The organism is Rhizobium ruizarguesonis (assembly GCF_017357285.1).
Taxonomy (GTDB): Bacteria; Pseudomonadota; Alphaproteobacteria; order Rhizobiales; family Rhizobiaceae; genus Rhizobium; species Rhizobium ruizarguesonis.
In genome coordinates this window covers 1295974-1316972 of the sequence record NZ_CP071678.1, presented here as the reverse complement: position 1 = coordinate 1316972, position 20999 = coordinate 1295974, and the positions used below count along the sequence as shown (strand labels likewise).

Annotated in this window: 28 protein-coding genes; 15 read left to right on the top strand and 13 right to left on the bottom strand. The window is 61.6% G+C overall.

Features of this window, described 5'->3' with window-relative positions; all coding sequences use genetic code 11:
- The first annotated feature begins 17 nt into the window (after positions 1 to 17).
- From bufB to J3P73_RS06400, 3 genes are read left to right on the top strand one after another with little or no spacing between them, the layout of a single operon-like run.
- Complete coding sequence (gene bufB, locus J3P73_RS06410) at positions 18 to 944, top strand: MNIO family bufferin maturase (RefSeq protein ID WP_164599201.1); 927 nt, start codon at positions 18 to 20, stop codon at positions 942 to 944.
- Positions 931 to 1731: an HvfC/BufC N-terminal domain-containing protein gene (locus J3P73_RS06405; RefSeq protein ID WP_207579802.1), complete on the top strand. Its 801-nt coding sequence runs from the start codon at positions 931 to 933 to the stop codon at positions 1729 to 1731. The genes bufB and J3P73_RS06405 overlap by 14 nt, the downstream gene beginning before the upstream one ends.
- A complete protein-coding gene (locus tag J3P73_RS06400; protein ID WP_207579995.1) occupies positions 1731 to 2249 on the top strand; it encodes a DoxX family protein in 519 nt (172 codons plus the stop codon). The genes J3P73_RS06405 and J3P73_RS06400 overlap by 1 nt, the downstream gene beginning before the upstream one ends.
- Positions 2250 to 2401: 152 nt before the next feature.
- On the opposite strand, the gene J3P73_RS06395 is transcribed toward J3P73_RS06400, so the two are convergent.
- A complete protein-coding gene (locus J3P73_RS06395; RefSeq protein WP_164594761.1) occupies positions 2402 to 4174 on the bottom strand; it encodes an adenylate/guanylate cyclase domain-containing protein in 1773 nt (590 codons plus the stop codon).
- 621 nt (positions 4175 to 4795) lie between these two features.
- On the opposite strand from J3P73_RS06395, the gene J3P73_RS06390 reads away from it, so the two are divergent.
- Positions 4796 to 6223 (top strand): DUF1254 domain-containing protein, encoded by a 1428-nt coding sequence (locus tag J3P73_RS06390; protein ID WP_204341623.1) that lies wholly within the window; start codon positions 4796 to 4798, stop codon positions 6221 to 6223.
- Here the strand turns inward: J3P73_RS06390 and J3P73_RS06385 are convergent.
- The gene (locus tag J3P73_RS06385) at positions 6193 to 7791 is read right to left on the bottom strand and encodes a carboxylesterase/lipase family protein (RefSeq protein ID WP_207579801.1); all 1599 of its coding nucleotides are present in this window, start codon (positions 7789 to 7791) and stop codon (positions 6193 to 6195) included. The genes J3P73_RS06390 and J3P73_RS06385 overlap by 31 nt on opposite strands.
- 462 nt (positions 7792 to 8253) lie before the next feature.
- On the opposite strand from J3P73_RS06385, the gene J3P73_RS06380 reads away from it, so the two are divergent.
- The gene (locus J3P73_RS06380; RefSeq protein WP_018068502.1) at positions 8254 to 8811 is read left to right on the top strand and encodes a dihydrofolate reductase family protein; all 558 of its coding nucleotides are present in this window, start codon (positions 8254 to 8256) and stop codon (positions 8809 to 8811) included.
- 265 nt (positions 8812 to 9076) lie between these two features.
- Here J3P73_RS06380 and J3P73_RS06375 read toward each other — a convergent pair whose 3' ends face one another.
- Positions 9077 to 10189 carry an IS4 family transposase gene (locus J3P73_RS06375; RefSeq protein ID WP_027689711.1) on the bottom strand — a complete coding sequence of 371 codons (1113 nt, stop codon included), beginning with the start codon at positions 10187 to 10189 and terminating at the stop codon, positions 9077 to 9079.
- A 223-nt stretch (positions 10190 to 10412) separates the two neighbouring features.
- Between J3P73_RS06375 and J3P73_RS06370 the strand changes: the two genes are divergently transcribed.
- On the top strand, positions 10413 to 11234 hold the full coding sequence (locus J3P73_RS06370; protein ID WP_130760571.1) for a phosphotransferase: 822 nt from the start codon (positions 10413 to 10415) through the stop codon (positions 11232 to 11234).
- A 407-nt stretch (positions 11235 to 11641) separates the two neighbouring features.
- Here J3P73_RS06370 and J3P73_RS06365 read toward each other — a convergent pair whose 3' ends face one another.
- The 9 genes from J3P73_RS06365 to J3P73_RS06325 all read right to left on the bottom strand — a co-directional run bounded on the left by J3P73_RS06365 (position 11642) and on the right by J3P73_RS06325 (position 15238).
- Positions 11642 to 11968, bottom strand: a complete 327-nt coding sequence (locus J3P73_RS06365) for an NIPSNAP family protein (protein ID WP_130664205.1) — start codon at positions 11966 to 11968, stop codon at positions 11642 to 11644.
- Between the two features lie 481 nt (positions 11969 to 12449).
- Positions 12450 to 13043, bottom strand: coding sequence for a hypothetical protein (locus tag J3P73_RS06360; RefSeq protein WP_130771174.1), 594 nt, complete (start codon positions 13041 to 13043; stop codon positions 12450 to 12452).
- Between the two features lie 13 nt (positions 13044 to 13056).
- Positions 13057 to 13254, bottom strand: a complete 198-nt coding sequence (locus J3P73_RS06355) for a response regulator transcription factor (RefSeq protein ID WP_018069193.1) — start codon at positions 13252 to 13254, stop codon at positions 13057 to 13059.
- Entirely contained in the window at positions 13251 to 13550 is a 300-nt protein-coding gene (locus tag J3P73_RS06350) for a GcrA family cell cycle regulator (RefSeq protein WP_018069192.1), read from the bottom strand. The genes J3P73_RS06355 and J3P73_RS06350 overlap by 4 nt, the downstream gene beginning before the upstream one ends.
- Positions 13547 to 13942 carry a hypothetical protein gene (locus J3P73_RS06345; RefSeq protein ID WP_018069191.1) on the bottom strand — a complete coding sequence of 132 codons (396 nt, stop codon included), beginning with the start codon at positions 13940 to 13942 and terminating at the stop codon, positions 13547 to 13549. The genes J3P73_RS06350 and J3P73_RS06345 overlap by 4 nt, the downstream gene beginning before the upstream one ends.
- Complete coding sequence (locus J3P73_RS06340; RefSeq protein ID WP_130654851.1) at positions 13908 to 14273, bottom strand: hypothetical protein; 366 nt, start codon at positions 14271 to 14273, stop codon at positions 13908 to 13910. The genes J3P73_RS06345 and J3P73_RS06340 overlap by 35 nt, the downstream gene beginning before the upstream one ends.
- 32 nt (positions 14274 to 14305) lie before the next feature.
- Positions 14306 to 14584 carry a sigma-70 family RNA polymerase sigma factor gene (locus J3P73_RS06335; protein WP_130771172.1) on the bottom strand — a complete coding sequence of 93 codons (279 nt, stop codon included), beginning with the start codon at positions 14582 to 14584 and terminating at the stop codon, positions 14306 to 14308.
- Positions 14585 to 14831: 247 nt separating this feature from the next.
- The gene (locus J3P73_RS06330; protein ID WP_130771171.1) at positions 14832 to 15050 is read right to left on the bottom strand and encodes a hypothetical protein; all 219 of its coding nucleotides are present in this window, start codon (positions 15048 to 15050) and stop codon (positions 14832 to 14834) included.
- Positions 15047 to 15238: a hypothetical protein gene (locus J3P73_RS06325; RefSeq protein WP_130771170.1), complete on the bottom strand. Its 192-nt coding sequence runs from the start codon at positions 15236 to 15238 to the stop codon at positions 15047 to 15049. The genes J3P73_RS06330 and J3P73_RS06325 overlap by 4 nt, the downstream gene beginning before the upstream one ends.
- Before the next feature lie 142 nt (positions 15239 to 15380).
- Here J3P73_RS06325 and J3P73_RS06320 point away from each other — a divergent pair, with 142 nt between their 5' ends.
- The 4 genes from J3P73_RS06320 to J3P73_RS06305 all read left to right on the top strand — a co-directional run bounded on the left by J3P73_RS06320 (position 15381) and on the right by J3P73_RS06305 (position 17613).
- Positions 15381 to 16028, top strand: a complete 648-nt coding sequence (locus J3P73_RS06320; RefSeq protein ID WP_207579800.1) for a S24 family peptidase — start codon at positions 15381 to 15383, stop codon at positions 16026 to 16028.
- 855 nt (positions 16029 to 16883) lie between these two features.
- Positions 16884 to 17147 (top strand): hypothetical protein, encoded by a 264-nt coding sequence (locus tag J3P73_RS06315; RefSeq protein ID WP_130664199.1) that lies wholly within the window; start codon positions 16884 to 16886, stop codon positions 17145 to 17147.
- An 11-nt stretch (positions 17148 to 17158) separates the two neighbouring features.
- Positions 17159 to 17392: a hypothetical protein gene (locus J3P73_RS06310; RefSeq protein ID WP_024323222.1), complete on the top strand. Its 234-nt coding sequence runs from the start codon at positions 17159 to 17161 to the stop codon at positions 17390 to 17392.
- Positions 17389 to 17613 (top strand): hypothetical protein, encoded by a 225-nt coding sequence (locus tag J3P73_RS06305; RefSeq protein WP_207579799.1) that lies wholly within the window; start codon positions 17389 to 17391, stop codon positions 17611 to 17613. Before J3P73_RS06310 ends, J3P73_RS06305 begins: the two co-directional genes overlap by 4 nt.
- Before the next feature lie 26 nt (positions 17614 to 17639).
- Here the strand turns inward: J3P73_RS06305 and J3P73_RS06300 are convergent, their stop codons facing one another.
- Positions 17640 to 17879, bottom strand: a complete 240-nt coding sequence (locus J3P73_RS06300; protein WP_018069182.1) for a DUF982 domain-containing protein — start codon at positions 17877 to 17879, stop codon at positions 17640 to 17642.
- A gap of 183 nt (positions 17880 to 18062) precedes the next feature.
- Here J3P73_RS06300 and J3P73_RS06295 point away from each other — a divergent pair, with 183 nt between their 5' ends.
- The 5 genes from J3P73_RS06295 (at position 18063) to J3P73_RS06275 (ending at position 20815) form a co-directional block, all read left to right on the top strand.
- A complete protein-coding gene (locus tag J3P73_RS06295; RefSeq protein WP_130654844.1) occupies positions 18063 to 18251 on the top strand; it encodes a hypothetical protein in 189 nt (62 codons plus the stop codon).
- 9 nt (positions 18252 to 18260) lie between these two features.
- The gene (locus J3P73_RS06290; RefSeq protein WP_130760567.1) at positions 18261 to 19280 is read left to right on the top strand and encodes a LuxR family transcriptional regulator; all 1020 of its coding nucleotides are present in this window, start codon (positions 18261 to 18263) and stop codon (positions 19278 to 19280) included.
- A 130-nt stretch (positions 19281 to 19410) separates the two neighbouring features.
- Positions 19411 to 20019 (top strand): hypothetical protein, encoded by a 609-nt coding sequence (locus J3P73_RS06285; RefSeq protein WP_130763294.1) that lies wholly within the window; start codon positions 19411 to 19413, stop codon positions 20017 to 20019.
- Positions 20020 to 20117: 98 nt separating this feature from the next.
- Positions 20118 to 20369 (top strand): type II toxin-antitoxin system Phd/YefM family antitoxin, encoded by a 252-nt coding sequence (locus J3P73_RS06280; RefSeq protein ID WP_003546085.1) that lies wholly within the window; start codon positions 20118 to 20120, stop codon positions 20367 to 20369.
- Complete coding sequence (locus tag J3P73_RS06275) at positions 20366 to 20815, top strand: type II toxin-antitoxin system VapC family toxin (protein WP_168275799.1); 450 nt, start codon at positions 20366 to 20368, stop codon at positions 20813 to 20815. Before J3P73_RS06280 ends, J3P73_RS06275 begins: the two co-directional genes overlap by 4 nt.
- Positions 20816 to 20999: the final 184 nt, after the last annotated feature.

The following is a 20999-nucleotide window of genomic DNA, read 5'->3' as shown; positions in this document are numbered from 1 at the left end:
GGAGGCGGAGAGACGCCATGACCACCGATCAAATTTCAACGACCGCGTCTGCGGCAACTACTCTCCGCTTTCCCCGCCATCCGATCGAGGGGCTCTCGGGGACGAGCTTCAAGCACGAGCATTTTGCCGCCATAGCCGCGGAGGGGCCTCATCGCGGGTTCTTCGAAGTCCATGCCGAGAATTACATGGGGGCCGGCGGGCCGCCGCATCGTATTCTCGAACAGATCCGCCGTGACAATCCGGTGTCGATCCACGGCGTGTGCATGTCGATCGGCGGACCTCAGCCGCTCGACCGAGCACATCTTGAACGTTTCCGCTCTCTCGTCGAACGCTACGAACCAGCTCTGGTGTCTGAGCACCTGGCCTGGTCGACGCATCGGACGACCTTCCTCAACGATCTCCTGCCCCTTCCCTACACACGAGAAAGCCTGGCGCGGGTTTGCGAGCATATCGAGGACGTGCAGGAGACCATCAGACGCCCGATCCTTCTGGAGAATCCATCCACCTATGTGACGTTCCGCCAATCGACGATGAGCGAGACCGACTTCATCCGCGCGATCGTCCGGCGCACCGGCTGCGGTCTTCTGCTCGACGTCAATAATGTATTCGTCTCCGCCACCAATCACGGGTTTTCAGCGCTCGACTACCTGTCCGATTTTCCCATTAATGCGGTTGGTGAGATCCATCTCGCAGGCCACGCCGAGCAGGCTGACGACGAGGACGAGCTGCTGCTGATCGATAGCCATGACGGTCCGGTCGCCGATGCCGTCTGGAAGCTTTACGAGATCGTCATTGGCCGTGGTGGCCCCATTCCAACGCTCATCGAGTGGGACAGCAACATACCCGATTGGCCGATACTGCGTGGCGAGGCCCTCGCAGCACAGGCGATCATGGATCAGCATGGTTCCATCGCGTTGCCGGATCAAAGTCATGCTGCGGCTTGATCCTCCATCTCGCCGCATAAAGCCCCTCACTTATGCGGCGGATTTTGCGCCGGCACTGACCAACCCGGACGCTGCGACGCCCGACGGCGTTGTCGGGCCAAACGGCAAGGGAGCGATCAAACGCTACAACGTCTACCGCAACAACGTCACCGTCAGTCTGATCGATGCCCTCGCCGGGATTTTCCCGGCGGTGCAACGCCTGACGGGGACGGAGTTTTTCCGCGCCATGGCGCGCTTTCATGTGCGCGCCACGCCACCGGCATCGCCGCTTCTCTTCGAATATGGTCGGGATTTTCCTGCTTTCATCGAACAGTACGAATATGCCCGGTCCTTGCCCTGGCTTCCCGACGTCGCCCGGATCGAACGGGCTTGGCTGGACGCCTACCACGCAACGGACGTCGAGCCGCTTGCCGCTGATGCTCTTGCTTCCGTTCCGCCGGATCGTCTCGGTGATTTGGTCTTTGCTGCGCATCCGGCAACAAGGATCATTCGGTCGGACTATCCGGCGCTGACGATCTTTGCCGCCAATCGCGGTGACGGCTCCATAAGCCCAATCGAAGTGGTCGACCCGGAAGATGCGCTCATAACGCGGCCGGATATGGAGGTGGCGGTGCGTCATCTTCCTTTGGGCAGCGCAGAGTTCCTGATTTCCCTCATTTCCGGCGAACCGCTTGGTGTCGCCGCAGCCAAGGCCATCGACGCTTGTCCGTCGTTCGACATCGCGGCCAGCGTGGCCGGCATGATCGAAGCGGGGGTATTTTGCGGCATCACTCTCGGAGACGCATGATGATATCGACCACCACCCAACAGACTTCCATCAAAGGCAGGTTTCAGCTGATCGTGACACTTATAGAGATGGCACAGAGACTGGTTCGGGCCTTTGCGCTGCCGAGCGTCGTTCAGGCAGTTGTGCGCCTCGCTCTGGCCGTGCCCTTTTGGAAGTCGGGCATTCTGAAGTGGGATGGTTTCCTGCAATTGAACGATACGGCGATCACATTGTTCACCGACGAATTCATGCTCCATTTGCCGGGCGGTCCCTATGCCTATCCGGCGCCAGTCACCATGGCTTTCCTGTCTGGCGCTGCCGAGATCACCTTTCCGATCTTGCTGGTCCTGGGTTTCGCTACCCGATTTGCGGCGACCGGCCTGCTGTTCATGACGTTGATCGTCGAGCTCACGGTGCCGGACGGATGGCCGATCCACATTACCTGGGCTGCGATGGCGCTGTCGCTCATGGCATGGGGACCGGGAAAGCTGTCGATCGACCATTGGCTTGCACATTGGTTTGGCCGCCGGGCTGCCTGATCCAGCTCTTGTGGCAGAGGGCGGCTTCGCAGCTTCCTGAAAGCAGATCTTGCTGGCGATCACGCTGGAGGTCGTCATTGCGCCGGCACTGGCTATTGCTCATCCCCTGTGCAAATGGCGGCAACAGGTTCAAGATCGGACATTCATCACCGTCATTGTACGACACCGGCCTTGCGTAGCCCTTCCACGACGAGCTCGAAATCGGCGGGGTTCTTGAAGGGCAAGACTTTGCGACGGTATTCCAGGGAGTAGTCGGGATTGACGCGCATCACCTCTTGCCACGTCGCGCGAGCCTCTTCGAAACGGCCGAGGTGCCCGTAACAGGCGGCCAGAAGCGCGCGCGAGACATCGGTGATGGGGTTGCGGCTGACGCGCTGCAGCAACAGTTCGACGGCCTCTTCGTACCTTCCCAGTTGGAACAAGGCCAAGGCCTGAAAGTGGAGAACGATATCCGGAAAATACGGGTTCAGGACACTCGCCCGATCGAAATAGGCGAGTGCCTCCCCGGATCTGCTCGAATAGATGAGTGCCTCGCCGAGGCTGACCTGCCCTTCGGCGAAGTTCGGATTGAGGACGATCGCACGCTCGGCCTCGCGGATGGCTCTATCGTGCTGTCGCAAGTAAAGACTGACAAGACTCAATGCCCAGTGTGCCACGGGATCGCTGTCATCCCGCGCTACCGCCAGCGTCGCCGCCTCTTCGGCCTGCTCGAGCGAGCGCTGCGGCACCGCGCTCCACCGGTTCAGGTAGTCGAGCCCGTGGGTCAGGGCGAGGAAGGCGTGCGCCGAGGCGAAGTACGGGTCCAGCTCGACGGCACGTTGCAAAAGGTCGCGGGCGTCGCTGTTCGTTTGCTTCGTCAGCCGGTGCCACAGCTCCCGGCCTCGCAAGAAGCAGTCATACGCCTCGGGGTGCCGGGTCTGCCCCGGCGCAAGTCTTTGCCGGTCGCCCTCTGTCAGGTTGACCGCCAGCGCATCGACGATCTGCTGCGTGACATCGTCCTGAACCGCGAATATGTCGGTGAGGTCGCGATCGAACCGCTCCGCCCATAGATGCCCGCCGGTGGTCGCGTCGATGAGCTGCGCGGTGATGCGTACCCTGTTTCCCGATTTGCGTACGCTGCCCTCAAGGACATGCCGCACGCCGAGCTTCGTGCCCACCTCCTGCACCTGGACGTTCTTGCCCTTGAACGTGAACGACGAATTGCGAGCGATGACGAAGAGCTGCGACAGCTTCGATAGCGCCGTGATGATGTCTTCCGAGATGCCGTCGGCGAAGTAGTCCTGTTCGGCGTCACCGCTCATGTTGGCGAAGGGCAGGACGGCGATCGACAGCTTCGGCGGCGCTGCCGTCGCCGGTTGGCCGGTCGCGGTTTCCGAGGTCGCGGCCAACTTGGTCGCTGCGCTGCCGACTTGCAGCGAATAGACCCGGATCGGCTCGGCGATGTTCTTGAGCTGGGTGCTGCCGAGGTCGCTGACCGAGAGGTCGAGCCTCGCCTTGACTTGGCGATAGGCATCCTCGGACAGGCAGATCGCGCCCGCCGCGGCGACGCCCTCCAATCGCGAGGCGATGTTGACGCCGTCGCCCATCAGATCGCCGTCGCTTTCCTCGACGACGTCGCCCAAATGGATACCGATCCGGAACTCGATGCGACGGTCCTGCGGGACGCCGCGATTGCGCTCCACCATAGCGTTCTGCACCTCGATGGCGCAGCGCACGGCGTCCACCACGCTGCGGAACTCGACCAGCGCACCATCGCCGGTGCGCTTCACCACCCGGCCGTGGTGCACGGCGATCGTCGGATCGATGAGATCGCTGCGCAGTGTGCGCAACCTCGCCAGGGTGAGATCCTCGTCGGCGCCAGCAAGCCGGCTGTACCCGACCACGTCCGCGGCCAGGATTGCAGCCAGCTTTCGGTTCTCGCTCATGGCGCTGTCTCCCAACTTCCAAGATAACAGGGAGACAGAGGGCAAGAAAGAACTTTCAGCCGCTGCTCAGAGCGATCCTGGTTGAGATCGCGTTGGCCATGGCTCATGTGGACGCAGCCGACGTTGCAGCCCCACGCAATGACTGCTCTGCCATGCTCCCGGCCGTCCAACGCGGTCGTCCCGAAAGCCCCCCTTCAGGGTCGGGTCACAGCGATGTCCGCACCCACCCGAATGTCCGCTCTTTGAAGATCCGCAGCCTGCAGTTGCCATTCCGCTATCGGCCCCGCATTTGGCGCATTCATGAGGTTACCGCCTACCTCCTTCGAGGTAATTGCAACTTTCGGTAAAGGCACTATGTCAAGTGCAGAAATTGGTCCGAGGGGACGAGCGGGCTCGGCTGGAAGAAGGGCAACACGGCGCTTCTTCCAGACGATGCCGATGGCAACAGCTGGATCATGAAGGGGTTCCAGCTGGGCTGAAGCCTCAGCACACGCACTGCCGCAGCAGCAAGCGCGATCATGGATGGGCGACGACAAGCCCTCGCCGTCAACACGCCTCCAGCATCTCACCTGAACCGCCGCCTTTGGCTTCGAACCGACTGTTGTCGATGAGGACATGATGATGATCAAACGTGCAATATCGCTCACGGTAGGACTTGTTGTCGGTCTTTCCCTTTCGGAGGCCGCTTTTGCTCAGGAGGCGATTTCGGAGCAGGAGGCGCATAACATCGGCGTCGATGCCTACGTCTACTTCTATCCGCTGCTGTCGATGGACGTCACCCGGAAGCAGTTCACCAATGTCGAGCCCGGCAAGGAGTTTGGCAAAGGGCCGATGAATATGTTCGTGAACGTTCCGGAATATCCCCCCGCCGATTTCAAAGGCGTCGTGCGTTCGAATTTCGATACGCTCTACTCCATTGCGTGGCTGGATCTTACCAAGGAGCCGTTGGTCATTTCGGCGCCGGATACGGCCGGACGCTATTATCTCCTGCCGATGCTCGACATGTGGACGGATGTCTTCGCGTCGCCGGGCTGGCGGACGACGGGAACGGCGGCGGGCCAGTTTCTCGTCACGCCGCCCGGTTGGACGGGGACGGTTCCGGACGGCGTCACGCGGCTTGCCGCGCCGACCCCGTATGTCTGGATCATCGGACGCACCAAGACGGACGGACCTGCGGATTACGCTGCCGTGCATGCAATTCAAGCAGGGTACCAGGTCACGCCGCTGTCTGACTGGGGCAAGGCGGTCCAGCCGGTCACGGCCAAGATCGACCCCAGCGTCGATATGAAAACGCCGCCGAAGATTCAGGTCGATACCATGTCGGCCGCGACATACTTCACCTACGCTGCCGAACTGCTGAAGCTGCATCCGCCCCACATGACCGACCAGCCGATCATCGCGCAGATGAAACGCATCGGCATCGAGCCCGGCAAGAGCTTCGACTTCGATAAGCTCGCCCCCGCTGTCAGGAAGGCGCTCGAAGATGCGCCCGAAGCGGCCCAGCAGCTGATGGCGTGGAAGTTGCCGACCCTTTCGCGCGTTGCGAATGGCTGGTCGATGAATACCGACACCATGGGCGTCTACGGAAATTACTACCTGAAGCGGGCGATCGTCACGCAATTCGGGCTCGGCGCCAATCTTCCTGAAGACGCGATCTACCCGCTGAACCTCGCCGACGAAACCGGCAAGCCGCTCGATGGCGCCAACAAGTACATGATTCACTTCGAGAAGGGAGCAACGCCGCCCGTGAACGCTTTCTGGTCGATCACCCTCTACGACACGGACGGTTTCCAGGTGGCAAGCGTGCTCAACCGGTTTGCGGCCAGCAGCTGGATGCCGTTCAAGATCAATGCCGACGGCTCTCTCGACATCTATTTCCAGAACGAGAGCCCCGGCAAAGACAAGGAAGCCAACTGGCTGCCCGCACCCAAGGGGGCGTTCAACCTCACCATGCGTCTCTACAGCCCAAAGGCCGAAGCCCTCACCGGCAAATGGAATCCCCCTCCGATCACCAAGGTTCAGGGATTGCCGAGCTTGACCGCTGAGTGAGGGGCCTCCCAATACCTTTGCCAGAGGTCGAGCCTCAGCTTCAGCGGATCTGCTCCGAACGTCACGCCGTGATTGGTGAAGTCGATGACCCTGTGGACGAAGGGGTCGTGCTGAGGCCATTTTGGCCGTGAGCCTCCATTGGGGTCACCGCTCGTTGCAAATTCGACCCAATAGGCACTCGCCAATGTGGCCATGGCCCAGTCGGCAGGCGTAACCTTGTCTTTCACCAGTGCGTCTGGAATGTCGAACGTAAACGGAATTTCGAAGCCGTGCAGAGTGCCTTTCCATGCCGGATCGTTGCGTAAGGCCTCGGCGACATAGGAGAACCGATACCACCACGTCGGCTGACCAGCGCGGATCATCTCGTCAGCGAGGTGGCGAGACGGTTCAACAAGTGTTTTGTCGGCCAGAACCTGCTGCTTCAGCTCATCGAGGGTCTGTTGGCCCGTGGGATCGTAGAGGCTGCGGGCTTCGGCTGCATGCTTCCCGAAGAGCGCGAAGAGATCGTCTTTCGTCGCGGCCTGACCGATACCGAGATCACGATCATTTGCCCCGATGATGACCGGAACCGGCGCTTGACGGCCTGCCGCAAAAGCCGCTTCCGGCGTTTCGAGCAAAAACCGTCCGTCAATAATCGCGCCTGAGATGCCGATGACGGGCTTGCCTGTCGACATTCCCGCCAGCACCTCTTGTGCCGATGCACCTTCGGTCAGCTTTTCCGCAGGCAGCGCCCGAAGCGCCGTGAGAGCCTCGGCATCGCTCCCGTTGATTCCCAGAGAAGCCGCATAGTCCAACGCGGTTTTCTCTGCTGCATTCAAAGGTGACAAAGGCGTGCTCTCAGCACGCGCGGTAGGCAGACCCGGTGACTGTAGAATGGCGCCCCGGAAAAGCCCCCGTGACAACGGCGATATCATGTGCGCCATCACCGAGCCGCCACCGGCCGACTCTCCGAATATCGTCACTTTCTTCGGATCACCGCCGAAGGCTTCGATATTTTGCTGGATCCATTTCAAGGCTGCAAGCTGGTCCATGTAACCATAGTTGCCGACGGGCTCGTCAGGGGCTTCCTTCGTAAGTGCAGGATGGGCAAAATAACCCAGCCGGCCCATGCGGTAGTTCATGCTGACGAACACAACTTTCCGGGCGGCCAGCTGACCACCGGGATACTGAGGGGTGTTTCCATGGGCAAGAGCGCCGCCGTAAATCCAAACCATCACCGGGAGGGGTATTTTGGAGCGCTTGGCGGGTGTCCAGACATTGAGAGTCAAACAATCCTCTGATTTCGGCAGGTCGTCGGCCTGCATACAGGACGGGCCGAAATCGCGGGCATCCTTGATACCGCTCCATGTCTCCATTGGTCTCGGATTGCGCCATCTCAGATCACCAACCGGCGGTGCCGCATAGGGTATGCCTTTGAAGCTGACGACCGTGCCCGACCTCTCACCCTTCAGCATTCCGCTGTCGATTGTAACGGTGTCGTCTGCCGCACCCAATCGTGGCGCGAACGTCAGTTGACACGATGCGACGGCCAAAAAGAGCAGGAACTTGCGACTGCCGTCCACAAACACTGCACTCTCCAACGCCAAGTTGAGACAGTTTGAGAGCAAAATACTCCCATAGAGCGGCAACGAAAAGGGACCGTCCGACGTCGCTAAAGTGCGCTATCGCTCCACGGCGGGTTTCGGCTCGATCCGCTCAGAGTTTAGCGAAAACGCATCCCCAACCTCTGTGATACCAGGCCCTGAGCCTACACGCACCGCCACATCTTCCCCGAACGACCAGGGAAACATGCCAGCGGCTTCCCGCCGCTGGTCTCCCTGATCGGCCCCTTGTGAGATAGGGCAGTACCCAAAATCCGTATTCGGGATGTCGGCGTCAGCGTCGCTCGAGCGTCCTTGGGAACATCAAGACCGTCCGCCCGCGCTCTCCGCTTGCCTGAACGAGCTTTTGCATCAATAGCCCACCCGCAGAGCGAATTCCCACCGCCCCAGTTTGGAAAAAGACCAAAGGAGATAAAAGTGTCTACATCAGTGCTCTTCATGTCCATGTCACTGGACGGGTATATCGCGGGGCCCAACGATGAAGTGGGCAATCCCGGCGGCGACGACTTTATGCGGTTGCACGAGTGGTACGGGGATTTTTCCCGACCGACCGGACCGGTCGGACAATTGTGGGACGAATGGAACGCGCCAGGTGCGATTCTGGCGGGTCGGCGAACCGTGGAGCAGGTCGATCACTGGGGCGGTGACAATCACGGTGTCGCGATCTTCGTACCCAGTCACAGGCCGCCCGGGCCATCCGTCGCCAATTATCCGTTGGTCAAATACGTGAGCGACGGGATCGAGAGCGCAATGGCGCAGGCGAAGGCCGCCGCCGGGGACCGGGACGTGTTGATGCTTGGCGCGTATACGGCGCAACGGGCGCTGGAAGCCGGCGTGCTCGACGAACTGCAAATACACCAGGTTCCAGTCTTGTTCGGATGTGGCCGCCGAATGTTCGAAGTCTTACCATCGCGCGTCGAGTTGGAGATCGTTCGGGTGATCGATACACCCGAGGCCACGCACATCCGCTACCGCGTCCGCCGCTGAGCCCGCCGCGACCTCTCCGTTCCCCGCCACGTCTCGCAGGGCACGTCCCCTCTCCCCGTCAGAACGGGGAGAGGGTTAGGGTCATATGCGCTAGGTTAGGCGGGCGCGGAGATCGTCGCATTGTTTTCGGCGTCGTCGCGGCGGCTCGCAGAGGTGGCGACGACTTCGTGTGAAGAGATTACAGACGGCCTGCCACAGAAGTGGTCCGCGGATGGCGGCGCAAATGGTGGCCAGGGCTATCTTCATGAGACGCCAGCGCGATGGGCTAGCCCGTGGGGTAGCCGCATCCAGAGGGGGGAGAGTCCGGGACTTGCCCGGCAATCTGTTCGGCGATGATGGCAACGATCAGTCTGGCGTAGAGCCATGCCCGGGCCAGTTCAGGCTTCTTGGCCGGCAAGCTGTCGAGGCCGGCCAGGCTCTTGAACCGTTTGAACGCCAGCTCGATTTGCCAGCGGAAGCGATAGAGGGTGAGGATGTCGGCCGGTGCAAAGGTGGCGGTCGGCAGCGAGGTCAGCAGCAGAATGTACTTCGCCGCCTCGAGACTGCGCGGATCGGGCTTTTTGCCGCGCTTGCGGGCGTCCTTGAGTAGACGCTCCTGCTCGGCTTGGGCCTGTTGCGGATCCTTGCGCCGGACAATGAGGCGCAGGACCAGTGGCGGCGGCGTCCCCGTCATGCCTTCGTGGACACGAACCTGCACCTCGCCTTCCTGCTCTTGCTGAGCGGCGAGCGCGGCAAACAGATCAAAGGGCTCGCCATTCGTCTGCAACAGGCGCAACGAGTTCCAGCCGGTCCGCACGATGAAGTCCGCACCGGCGTCGATCACCGGCCGCAGGTCGCGCGGCCTTGCATAGTAGCGATCGGCCAGCACAATATCGCCGGGTGCGTAGGTAAGGCGCTGAAGGTTTTCGCCACCATGGATGTCGGTCAACTCAAGCTGATCGACCTGAGCCGTTGCCAGGTCGTAGCCGACATGCAACCGCCATGTCGTGCGGTCAGCGCCCGGATGGCAGATCGACGTTCCATCGAGCACACGCAAGCGATACCCCGCGAAGCGCCCCGCCGGCGCTTTGGCCTGTTCGGCAATCAGCGCGGCCACGATGTCGCCAAGCCAAGGCGCCGCTTTGCACAGCCGCTCGAGCAGCGATGGGTCTGACAAACGGGCGATTCCGCCCACTTCGGCCCATGCACAGGTCTCGCGTAGCGACATGCCAAGGCCGCCATAGGCAAGCGCCAGCCGCAACAGCGTCTCGGCATTCTTGATTTCCCGCACCCGCGTAAAAGCACCACGCAACCGCGCCGTTGCTTCCAAGTCAAAATCCGCCGGAAGCCGCTCGCGCACTTCCGGCCAATGATCCAAAATCTCAGGACGAATCTTCATCCAAAGCTTGAATCACAACCAGATTCCTTATGTCCAGGGCTAAACCTAGCGCATATGAGGGTTAGGGTGAGGGGCAGCTCTCGGCGTGAACCGGATAGCGCGGGAGTCCGGGTTTTCGCGGCTATTGCTTGCTGTGATCATCGATGACGTCGGTTCGACGCTCCTCGCCTTTGCGGGTATCTTGTCCGTTGACCCGTCCGTTCGCCCGCGCCTAAGCTAGGCTATGGACGAGCCAGAAATTCCTCTTATCGGCGGCAAGGATTCGAATGTCGTGCGCATCGGCGAAACGGTGCGGCGCGGCGGACGTGCGTGGTCTCCCGCCGTTCTCGACCTGCTGCGGCACGTCGAGCTGCAGGGATATGATGGCTGCCCGCGTGCGCTCGGCCTCGATGACCAGGGACGGGAAGTCCTCACCTATATCGACGGTGACGTCGGCAATGGCGAAGGCTTCCTTCCCGATAAAGGTGGTCGCTTCGATCTCCGTCTCCCGGATTATGTCTGGCGCGACAGCGTCCTCGAGCGCCTGGGACAATTGCTGCGATCCTACCACGATGCTGCGGCCAGCTTCTCATGGAAAGATCGCGAATGGCGTCTTGACGCCCGCCACCCTGTTGAAACGGTCTGCCACAATGACCTGACGCCGTGGAATACGGTCTTTCAAGCAGGGCTCCCCGTGGCTTTCATCGATTGGGACGCGGCAGCGCCGGGACCGCGCGCCTGGGACCTCGGCTTTGTTGCCTGGCGCTGGGTGCCGTTCTGGCGTGACGAGAAATGCGAGGCGCATGGCTTGCAAACGGGCGTGCGCGAGAAAGCCCGGCGCTTTCAATTGCTGCTCGATGCCTACGGGATAACGCCGGAGATCGGCATCATGCAGGCCGGAATCGAACGGGTTCGGCAAATGCAGCAACATATGCGCAACCTTGCCGCAGCGGGCTCCGCATGGGAGATGGAATTGGCCAGCCGCGGCGTGCTTGACGAGGGGATGCTTGAGGTCGCCTGGATGGAAGACCATGCGATGGACCTGATCCAGCGCCCACGCGGATGAGCGTCGGGCCGAGCAGCTCCGGCGTCAACCGGCCCTCGCCCGGCCGCAAGCCCCCTGCTCGCCCACGAGAACAGCGGCGGCGGCATCTGGTGCAGGCGCGCTTTCGCTCTCCGAAGCCACTGAGATCTGACCGAAGCGATTTTGCCGACGGTGATGAAGAGCCGTCGGCGAAGCGCGCCCTTCCGGCCGTTCGGGCAGCGTTGGCGATATCCTAGAGCATGATGCCGAAAAGTGTGGTCGGTTTTCGGACGACATCATGCTCCAACTATTTAATTTAGAACAGGATTCAGATTTTAGGCCGACCGGCTGAAATCATCCTGTTCTAGGAGCTGCCGTTCCTCATCGCTTCCGCGGATGACCAGATCGGGTGGAATTCCGACTGGCGGCAAGCGGGGATCGGTGGTGTCTTACTTTACTGCCGAAAAGGCGGTCGGTGACAACAGCTGGCTAGAGATATTGGAGAGGATTTGCCCGTCGCGCTCTGACTCGTCGCGGGCCTCAAGCCATGCAGGATCAGTGGTGAAGGCTTTCCATTTCACCTCGCGATCGGCTAGCGATTCCCAGGCGATGAGATAGGTGAGACGCTGGCTGCTTTCGCCCACGATTGTGGTGAAGAAACCCGCCTGCTTGATGCCGTGCTTGTCCCATATTGCCAGCGTATGTTCGGCAAAGCGGTTGAGCAGCGCGGGCAATCGGCCGGGCAGGCAGTCGTAAATTCTGAGCTCGTAGATCACAGTCTTGCTTCCTTATGTCCCTTGAGAACGACCTATGTTTGGCACTTGCTCCCTGCGCCCACAATGTCCTCAAAACTTGCAGCAACGGCAATTTCACTGTGGATCCGTCAATATCCCTATTAGGACGGGCCCTGCAGGTATGTGCGAACCGCTAATCTTCTGTCAATCCGATCGCCTGTGTTTAGGCGTGGCAATTATGACCCCCCTGGTGATGAAGATCAGTGCTTGGCCTGCCCGGCGTGGCCGGGGTTGCAAAGGGTGCAGCGGCACGGCGCACCGACCAGCCCTCATCCTGAGGTGCGCAGGCCAAAGGCCGGAGCCTCGAAGGACGAGGGCGGGTGGCTGGACGCCAATCGCAGCATTGGCATATCGAGGCAGGCGGGAGGCCAGCCCCGTCCTTCGAGGCCCCTGCGGGGCGCCTCAGGATGAGGCTGGAGAGAGTTGCAGCCCCGGATACCAGACTGAGCCTTGCCCCACCCCATCACCCAGCCCTCGCCCCCCGCAACGCCGTCAACCCTCTCCGCAGCCACAGCAACTGCTGCGGCGGCATCTGGCGCAGGTGTTCGTAATCCATCACCGTGACGTTATAGACCGTGCTCCTGACCTGCGGGCCATCAGGGCAGCGGAGCAGGATGCCCTGCAGCGCCATCATGCGGTTGCTGGCCTTGCGGGCGCGGTCGGCGAAGGTTTCGGTCACCTCGCCTTCGTGGCCTTTGACTGAGAACAGCGATTGCGCCCGCGGGCTGGGGGCCGGGATGCCTGTCGTCTTATGGTAGCGGGCGATGGCCTCGGCATAGTCGTCGCCGGCCTGGCGCTGCTCGGCGGTGATCAGGCCGTCGAGGAACATGCGGCCGAGGGTGTAGCCGGCAAAGGGGCTCTTGACCGTCTCGTCATCAACCGTCCTGTTAAAGCCGTGGATGCGGCGGCGGGCGGATATCGCCACGCTGATATTCTCCTTCTCGGTTTCGAAGGGCTTGATCTTGCCGCAGGGAAAACGCTCGACATTCTCCTTGCGCGGACGGCCGGCGCCCTTGTTGACCCGTCCCGTCTTCACCTTGGTGGCCTTGCCGCCCATGCTGATCGTCCTTCTATCGAATGATGCCGTTTCTGAGTGCCGCGGCGACCAGCGCCGTATCCTTGAAGACGCCGAGCCTCGCCTTGGCGTTGGCAATGTGCGTATTCACGGTGATGTGGGAGATGCCGAGAATGGTGCCGATCTCGGCCGCCGACTTGCCCGCCGCCATCCAGCGGATAATTTCGGTTTCGCGTGGGGTGACGTTGCTCATGGCTCTGCAGGCCCATCGATGCACGGCACGCGCGGCATCGTCACATGCGCGCCTGACATGGTCACACGCGTCACGCGGTCGGGGTGCCGGATCGGCTGGACGGGTGGGCCTGCCTTCGGCTGCGGATGCCAGGTGTCCTGCCTCGAGGGGAACCTGTCGCGGTTGCGATGCGCCATGTTGATGACGGTGTTCTTCTTCGAGCCGAACAGGTTGGCGATCTCTCTCGCCGACAGCCCTTCCTTCCAGAGCTTTTCCGCCTTGACGATCTTGTCTTCCGTCCAAAAAGTGATGGTCATCTCACTGCCTCCTCGTGTCGTGCGGCCCTGGCAATGATCGGGTTGTCGGGGAACATCTTGGCGAGCTCCCGCTTGGCGCTGCGGCTGCCGTTGGCGGCGTCGCGCAGCAGCTGCATCTTGTAGGCCGGCACCTTCGGCTGCGGCGTCTCGGGCTCTGCCTCCATGCGCGGCCGGCTTTCCGCCTCGATCGCCGCCTGCTGATTGCGGCATTGCTCGGCAAAACTGGCTGAGCTCGGGGCAAAGGCACGGTTATGATCCCTGACCTTTCCGGAGATGAAGAGCTTGGCGGCCTGCCAGACCGCCTCCAGCGGGATGCCCTCGATCGCCACGAGATAGGCGCGGATCTGCATGTCGGGATCAGTGCCTGCGGACGCCGGGAAACCCGAAAGCATCCCAGCTATGATCTTCACCGGAGAGGAAATCTCTTGCGGCATCCACTGTCGTCCTTCTTGTGCTGCTGTTGATCGACCCGGCTTCCCTCGCCTTCTCCTTGAGGTACCAGTCGCATTTGATCGCCTGCCAGCCGCGGAAGATCTGCATCTCGGCGGCGCCGACCGGATCGCCGGTCATGAGATATTCCCTGGCCTGCATCCGCGCGGCATAAGCCGTCAGCGGCTTTTTCAGCGTGCGCTTGCGATGCTCGATGATCGCTGCCGCCAGCTCCTCCCCCAGCACCGGGCTGAGGATCTCCATGATCTCCTGGCTCGTTGTGTCCTTGCCCATGCGATGTCCCTTTCCCGGTTGAGATGGCCTCTTCAAACCCGCAGCCTCCGCCGCCGGCCGGCAAAATTGACCGGGGCGCCGGGCCTGGCGGCGCGGCGGGGAAACCGCCGGATCTCTGAGCCGGCATGGTCCTGCTGGGCGGTGTCGCCCTTTTCGGCGCTTCGAAGCCGGTGGATCTCGGTTTCCACAGACGGCACCGACCTCCCGAGGAGGGCCGCGATTTCGATGTAGTCCCGGCCGCTGCGGAAGAGTTCGAGCGCGTTCATGTGCGTGCTTTGCTGCGCTGGCGCGGCCTCGGCCTGGATGCTCATCGCTTGATCCTTCTTTCCGATTTCAAGCGCGGCTCGCCGTTCCCGCCGAAGCGGGTGGCTCGTTCCGTGCTTGATTTCAAATTCTTCGATGACGACCGGAGCCGGCTCTGGGAGCAAAGGCTCCGATCGTCTGCCAGGCCGCCGCCTGGGTCGGGCACGACATCGTCGCGCCGGTGGGCACGACAGAGTCGCGCCCGAGATACTGGCGTCGCCGAGGGAGGGCGACGACGCCAGCCACCGATAGCCGTCAGGGAGGGGCTGGGCTATCGGGGTTGGTGATCGGCAGAGCGCCGGGCGGGATCATCGTCTCGCTGAACTCTTCCGGGCGCGTCGGCCGATCGCAATTTTCGCAGTGGCGCTCGATCACCTCGGCGATCGACAGCGCCTTGCCGCACATCAGGCAGCCGGTGTAGCGGCCGCCGCGGCGCTGGAACTCGCCGGCGGGTGTTGCCGTGGCGATGGTCATATCGAGTCCACCTCCCGGTTGGCGTTCAGCACCTGCTGCAGGGCCTTGGCGAGAAACGGGATATCCTCGTTGCGAACTGATATCACAGACATCCGCCCTCCCCTTGGGCCTTGCGGCCGGTGAATGACGACGCCGGTCGGCATGACGTCCATGGCGAGCCGCTCTTCGCTTGAGATGGTGAACCTCATGCTATGGTCTCCCCATTCCGAAAGGCTGGACCGCTGTTGATGATGTTGCTGTGTGTCATGGCGATAAGGGTACAATTAATACCCTAGATGTCAAGCACATTAGGGCATGACATGTACCTTAATTTAGGGTATTTTTTATATCATGTTGAAAGATCAGGAACAATTTGAACGCGAAGAACGCGCAAAGCGCCTCGTCATGGCCCGAAAGAATGCGGGCTTTGCCGGGCCGAAGGCGATCGTCGATCGGCTCGGCTGGAATGCGAATGTCTACAAGGCGCATGAGTCCGGCCGCAACGGCTTCGGCATTGCCGATGCGAAGAAGTATGCCCGCGCTTTCAAGGTCAATCTCAACTGGCTGCAGTTCGGCACCGGCAACGCGCTCGATCCGGATGAGCTGCCCGCCTCCGTCGCCGATGTGCCAAAAATCTCCTGGGTCAGCGCCGGCCAGCTGAGCGAGCAGGCGCCGATCACCGATTTTTCGGAATTCCCGACGATCGCCGCCCTCGATCTTCCCGATGGCGAATGGATCGCGCTCGAGGTCGAAGGCAATTCGATGAACAAGATCTCGCCGCCCGGCTCGATCATTTTCGTCAATCTGCGCGACAAGCGCCTGGCGCCGAACGCGCTTTATGTCGTCGCCGACGAGACGGGGGCTGCAACCTACAAGCGCTATCGCCCAAACGACGACCCGCCCTTCCAGCCCGCCTCCTACGAGGACGTGCCGCCACCGGAATTCCAGGGCGCCGTCACCATCGTCGGCCGCGTCCGCCGATCGATCATCGAGATGTAGGGATGAGAGCGCAAGGCTCGGAATTAATGCCACGAATCAATCATATTTCAATAGGGAAAACAGGATGATCCGCCCTTCCTCACGCGCCGGCCGAATCTGGTTCTATATCGTCACACTAGCGGTGTTGCTCCTGGCGTACAGCGCCGTGCGCGAGATGTACGGCCTGTAGGATTTCGCTCCGAAGCTCGCCGATCCCCAGCCGGGATTACGAAGAGTATCGGGACGATTCATCCTCTGAAACCACAAATTGCGGAAGCTCCGGATGCCGTTGGCGCACCACTCGTCACCGCCGCGAGGATGGAGAACATGTCCTTCGGCAGCTTCTCCTCCCATGGACCTTAAAAATTCGGTGAGCCCAGATCCGCCTCGATCACCTCGTCGGTGATTTCGATTTCATGCGCATGGCCGGCCTCTTTTTTCTCGTAGCTTCATACTCCAACTTCAGTTCTCACTCCTCTCTCTTCAGCTTAGGAGGAGAAGGTTCCTGAAGGCTGGTGAGGGAGGGTTCCGGCCAAAGCTTCCCCCTACCCCATGAGCAAAGCCCATGAAGCCGGGAGAGCATTGGCCAAGTCCTGAAGGCCGGAGCCGGGATGGGACACGTGCCAGAGGGGCCATTCGCTTCGCCCTCGTCCTGATTTTCTGACAGCGCACTTAAGGACTTTCGCTTCCCGCGCCGCTGGGCTTCGTCAGCTCGGGAGTTGCACCCGGTCGCCCAATCACTGGCGACAGACATAGACCTACGATTCGTACCTCGCCAATCTTTGAGGTATTTTTTATACCCTTCGCCGTTGACGTGATCGGGTATTATTAATACCTTTCTCTCATAAGCCGATCAGAGGCGCGAGAGGACAGGCGATGCAGCACATCCGCAAGATCGAGACCGAGGAAAGCAGACGGGACGCCCGCTGGAATGCAGCGCGCACGATCGGCGACTGCCGCGCCTATATGGCGAACGAAGCTCAGCGCATGGGCGCCCTCGGCTTTGCGTTCCTCCGCCGCTCCGAACATTCGATCCGCGGCCCGTCCTGGCTGCGCGGTGCTGCGGCAAGCGTCGAGGAGCATTACCGCTATGCCCGCGAGATCATGGGCATCACCGATACCGATCAGCTTTACGCCTGAGGAGAACGGAGATGTCTGCCGCCAGTCCCGCACCAGAGCCATCGACCGAAAGCCTTCCCGCCGCCCGGCGGGCCGGAGCAACCGAAAAGACCCACGCGGAGGCCCGTGTCACCGCCGGGGCACCCGATCTGCTGAAGGCGCTGGTGGAGGCCGAACGCTTTTTCGATGGCAGCAAAGATCACGGCTGCCCGCTTCACCAGAAGATCCTCGCCGCCATCGACACGGTGAAAGGCTGCCCATCATGAGCGATTGCCTGATCAAGGTCTTTTCCGGCTGCGCCTGCCCGCCCGGCGAATGCGCTGAAAAGCCCACCACCCCGGCGCCGGTCACCTTCGTCTCATGGCGGACCCAGGCAATCGCCAGCCTCGCCTTCGGCTTCCTCGCGGCCATTGTTACGGCCGCCTGGATGGAGACGCAGTTCAAAACCCGGGATCTGCGAAACCAGGAACAGGTGTCATGGAAGTGAGCCAGGGCTTTTGCCAACACCGCCGCTCAGGAGCTGAACTTGATGTCGCTGGCCTTGGCCGCAGTAATGAATGCCCGCCGCACCTGCTCCGGCCCGGCGGCATCGTTGAACACATCAAGCACAAGCCGTTCGGCCGCCTTCGCCGCCGGCGTCTGCTCGGGCCAGTCGTTCAGCAAAGTGTTGCCGGCCTGAACGACATTATAGACCGTCCTCACCTTGCCATTGATGGTGATCTTCACCGGCTTGAACCTTCGTCGCCTGCTCATGATGCATCCCCCTCACGCTGGAAATACGCGACTCAACGAATCACCGCGGGACTCGTTCCGGTTGAGATGATTCTTTGTTCGCCAGCCGGGCGCCGAGCCCGATGTCCTCCGCCTGCATGACAGAGCACGGCTCGGATGCGTGCGAGAATGCGGCAGATGAAGCCCGAACCGGGAGGCAACACAATGGACCTTCAAAGTCTCGTCGCCGCGCATATGCCAAACCGCCGCCGCCCGACGCCGATGGGCGCCGCGGCCGAGGACCGATACTACCGAAATCAGATCACCCTGCCGCGCCTGAGCCTCCGGCTGCTCGGGCTGACTGCCGCGACCGCCGGCCTGACGCTGTTTCTGGCCGGCGTCGTCAACACATGAGGTGCCGTCATGCTCCGACAGACCGATCATGCTATGCTGCGATCCGTTGTGGGGGACCGCGCGATGGACGACAGCGAGGCTGAACGGGCGGCGATCATGGCAGTGATCCGCGCCGAAACCGAGGCCTGGCTGCAGCGCGACTTTGAGGCGCTGGCGAGCCACTGGGTGCAGTCGCCGCAGACCCGGCGGATGGAATACTTCGCCTCGCTCGGCGTCCGGGTGGACGAAGGCTGGGACCCGATCGCCGCGCGGATCAAGAAGATCGTCGAGCGATTCCCGGAGAAACACGCCTTTTCGGAGCGCGTGCGCTGGGAAAAGGTCAACATCGTCGTCGACGGCAACATGGCCTGGATGACCTTCGATCAGATCGGCAGCGACACCGGCGAGGATCGCAAGCGCCAGCTCCGGATCCTCCACCGGATCGACGGCGCCTGGAAGATCGGCTGCATGGTGATGATGGAGAGCAGCGTCGAGGAGGCGAGCTGCCCGCTGATCGAGGTCGACGCGGATGCAAGGATCCTCTGGACGAACCGGCTGGCGCGGGAGCGGATGCCTGGCCATCCCGGGCTCGTCGCCGCTGCCGGCCGCCTGCGTGCCCGGCAGCGCGAACGCGACCCTGCGCTGCGCGAGGCCGTGCGCATGGCGTTCCGCGAGCTGCAGAGCCAGAGACCGCTGAACATCGCGCCGAAGCAGGCCTGGGCGGTGGCGCTCGGCGAGGACGCCGCGGGGATTCCACTCCACTGCTGGGTTCTGCTCGAGGACGGCAAGACGCTGGTCTCCTTCGACGACGCCGAGACGCTGGTGCGCCGGATCGCCAGCGCGCGGGAGGTCTTCGGCCTCTCGCCGGCGCAGACCCGGCTTGCTCGGCTGATCGTCGATGGCCATGACCTCGCCGCCGCCGCCGATCGGCTCGGGGTCAGTGTCAACACGTTGCGCACCCAGCTACAGCGCATCTTCGACAAAACCGGCGTACGCAGCCAGGCGGCATTGGTGCGGGTGCTGTTGAGCGCTGGGGCTCCGAGCACATAGCCTCGACCGCGACCAATGCTCATGACGCGGCACCTCGCGCGAAACACGGCAGGACTCGCTCCGGTTGAGGCGCCTATCTTGCGTGTTATTGTTGATCAGAGAATCAATGAAATTTGCCGGTGGCTAAAACGTGCCAGAGCCAGAAAAACGTAGCGACAAGTTTACGTGGACATATGCCCTCTGGCTGTTGCCATTCCTGGCGCAAGATTGGCTATATTGGCTTCATCCCCAATGGGATTGGTGGACGATCAGCCTTATCATATGGGTACTGACCCTGATCGCCGTCGCAGGCTCCCTCTGCATCAATCTGGCGCGGCGACGCTGGCGGCGTCTCGTCTCTCTCCTCATCGCACCCCTTCTGTTGCTGGTCCTGCTCCGTATCCTCGCTGCTGTCGGCATAACGTCCGACAGCGTTCGATTTGCGCTGACCAAGCAAACGTATCTGGCAGAGATCGAACGAACCGATCTGCCGGGCGGAGAGCAACGATTCAGGACATTTGTCTGGGACGATACGTTCCTCGAGAAAACCTATTCGACGCTCGTCTACGACGAGAGTGATGAAGTCGCCTTGCCGAGTGGCGGGCAATCCACGGCCTGGCAACAGCGTGTCCAGACATCATGCTCGGAAAAGAAGGAATGCGTGGATCTCGATCCCGGTCCGGACGAGTACGTCAGCGTCAGAAAGATCGGCGAACACTTCTATCTTCTGGACAATTATCTGCCGAATGCGTTTCCTTAAGCTGCCGCCGCTGCGCCCTTGGAAAATTCCCCGTCTTGATTCCATCAGCGCCAATGTCTAATTTGACCATATATGGTCATTTAAGATAGGAGGCCGCAATGTCGACAATCAGCGTGGCAGAGGCAAAGGCCGGGTTCGCCGGTCTGGTGGATGAAGCGGCAAACGGGGAATTCGTGACGATCACGCGGCACGGAAAGCCCGCTGCCGTGCTCGTGTCCGTCGAAGCCGCCGAGGCGGCGAAAAGGGCTTTGAAGAAACCACGGCCGAATTTCGGGGATTTCCTGTTGACCTTCCCCGGCGGGGTCGAGCTGGAGCGGAACCCATCGAAAATGCGCGATATCGATCTGTGACCGCCTATCTTCTCGACACGAACATCATTTCGAAGCTCGCGCCGGGCAAGGTGGCGCCGTCCGATCCGGTGCGGGCATGGTTTCATGAGCAAGGCGAAGCCGATGCTCTCTTTCTGTCGGCTCTATCGGTCGCGGAGATCGAGAAGGGAATGCGGAACCTTCACCGCCGCGGCGGGATCGAGCGGGCAAAGCGCCTTTCAGCATGGCTGGACTTCATCACCGACAGTTTCGGGGATCGGATATTGCCGATGGATACTGTTGTCGCGCGCATAGTCGGCGCCCTGGAAGATGACGCCGAGAGTCACGGCCGTCATCCCGGCCTTGGCGATCTCATCATCGCGGCGACCGCGCGCGCCTACGACCTCACTGTCATTACGGAAAACCTGCGGCATTTCCAGCCGCTGGATGTCCCTGTCGATCTTCCCGCCGCGTTCCGGTCGGAATGATCCGAACCATCGCCGATCACGAGCCGCCCTTGATGTCGCTCGCCCTGGCTGCCGTTATAAACGCCCGTCGCGCCTGCTCGGAAGCACAAGCCTTGGCAGCTTTGACCGCAGCTCCTGCTCACGGCGCAGCGCCTCACGCACCGATCTGAACCTGATCTAAACCCGACCCTCCAAAAGAGATCGT

Coding starts and splice junctions, on each gene's coding strand:
- bufB (WP_164599201.1), top strand. CDS start 18: ATGACCACCGATCAAATTTCAACGACCGCGTCTGCGGCAACTACTCTC.
- J3P73_RS06405 (WP_207579802.1), top strand. CDS start 931: ATGCTGCGGCTTGATCCTCCATCTCGCCGCATAAAGCCCCTCACTTAT.
- J3P73_RS06400 (WP_207579995.1), top strand. CDS start 1,731: ATGATATCGACCACCACCCAACAGACTTCCATCAAAGGCAGGTTTCAG.
- J3P73_RS06395 (WP_164594761.1), bottom strand. CDS start 4,174: ATGAGCGAGAACCGAAAGCTGGCTGCAATCCTGGCCGCGGACGTGGTC.
- J3P73_RS06390 (WP_204341623.1), top strand. CDS start 4,796: ATGATCAAACGTGCAATATCGCTCACGGTAGGACTTGTTGTCGGTCTT.
- J3P73_RS06375 (WP_027689711.1), bottom strand. CDS start 10,189: ATGAAGATTCGTCCTGAGATTTTGGATCATTGGCCGGAAGTGCGCGAG.
- J3P73_RS06370 (WP_130760571.1), top strand. CDS start 10,413: ATGGACGAGCCAGAAATTCCTCTTATCGGCGGCAAGGATTCGAATGTC.
- J3P73_RS06360 (WP_130771174.1), bottom strand. CDS start 13,043: ATGGGCGGCAAGGCCACCAAGGTGAAGACGGGACGGGTCAACAAGGGC.
- J3P73_RS06355 (WP_018069193.1), bottom strand. CDS start 13,254: ATGAGCAACGTCACCCCACGCGAAACCGAAATTATCCGCTGGATGGCG.
- J3P73_RS06350 (WP_018069192.1), bottom strand. CDS start 13,550: ATGACCATCACTTTTTGGACGGAAGACAAGATCGTCAAGGCGGAAAAG.
- J3P73_RS06345 (WP_018069191.1), bottom strand. CDS start 13,942: ATGCTTTCGGGTTTCCCGGCGTCCGCAGGCACTGATCCCGACATGCAG.
- J3P73_RS06340 (WP_130654851.1), bottom strand. CDS start 14,273: ATGGGCAAGGACACAACGAGCCAGGAGATCATGGAGATCCTCAGCCCG.
- J3P73_RS06335 (WP_130771172.1), bottom strand. CDS start 14,584: ATGAGCATCCAGGCCGAGGCCGCGCCAGCGCAGCAAAGCACGCACATG.
- J3P73_RS06330 (WP_130771171.1), bottom strand. CDS start 15,050: ATGACCATCGCCACGGCAACACCCGCCGGCGAGTTCCAGCGCCGCGGC.
- J3P73_RS06325 (WP_130771170.1), bottom strand. CDS start 15,238: ATGAGGTTCACCATCTCAAGCGAAGAGCGGCTCGCCATGGACGTCATG.
- J3P73_RS06320 (WP_207579800.1), top strand. CDS start 15,381: ATGTTGAAAGATCAGGAACAATTTGAACGCGAAGAACGCGCAAAGCGC.
- J3P73_RS06315 (WP_130664199.1), top strand. CDS start 16,884: ATGCAGCACATCCGCAAGATCGAGACCGAGGAAAGCAGACGGGACGCC.
- J3P73_RS06310 (WP_024323222.1), top strand. CDS start 17,159: ATGTCTGCCGCCAGTCCCGCACCAGAGCCATCGACCGAAAGCCTTCCC.
- J3P73_RS06305 (WP_207579799.1), top strand. CDS start 17,389: ATGAGCGATTGCCTGATCAAGGTCTTTTCCGGCTGCGCCTGCCCGCCC.
- J3P73_RS06300 (WP_018069182.1), bottom strand. CDS start 17,879: ATGAGCAGGCGACGAAGGTTCAAGCCGGTGAAGATCACCATCAATGGC.
- J3P73_RS06295 (WP_130654844.1), top strand. CDS start 18,063: ATGGACCTTCAAAGTCTCGTCGCCGCGCATATGCCAAACCGCCGCCGC.
- J3P73_RS06290 (WP_130760567.1), top strand. CDS start 18,261: ATGCTCCGACAGACCGATCATGCTATGCTGCGATCCGTTGTGGGGGAC.
- J3P73_RS06280 (WP_003546085.1), top strand. CDS start 20,118: ATGTCGACAATCAGCGTGGCAGAGGCAAAGGCCGGGTTCGCCGGTCTG.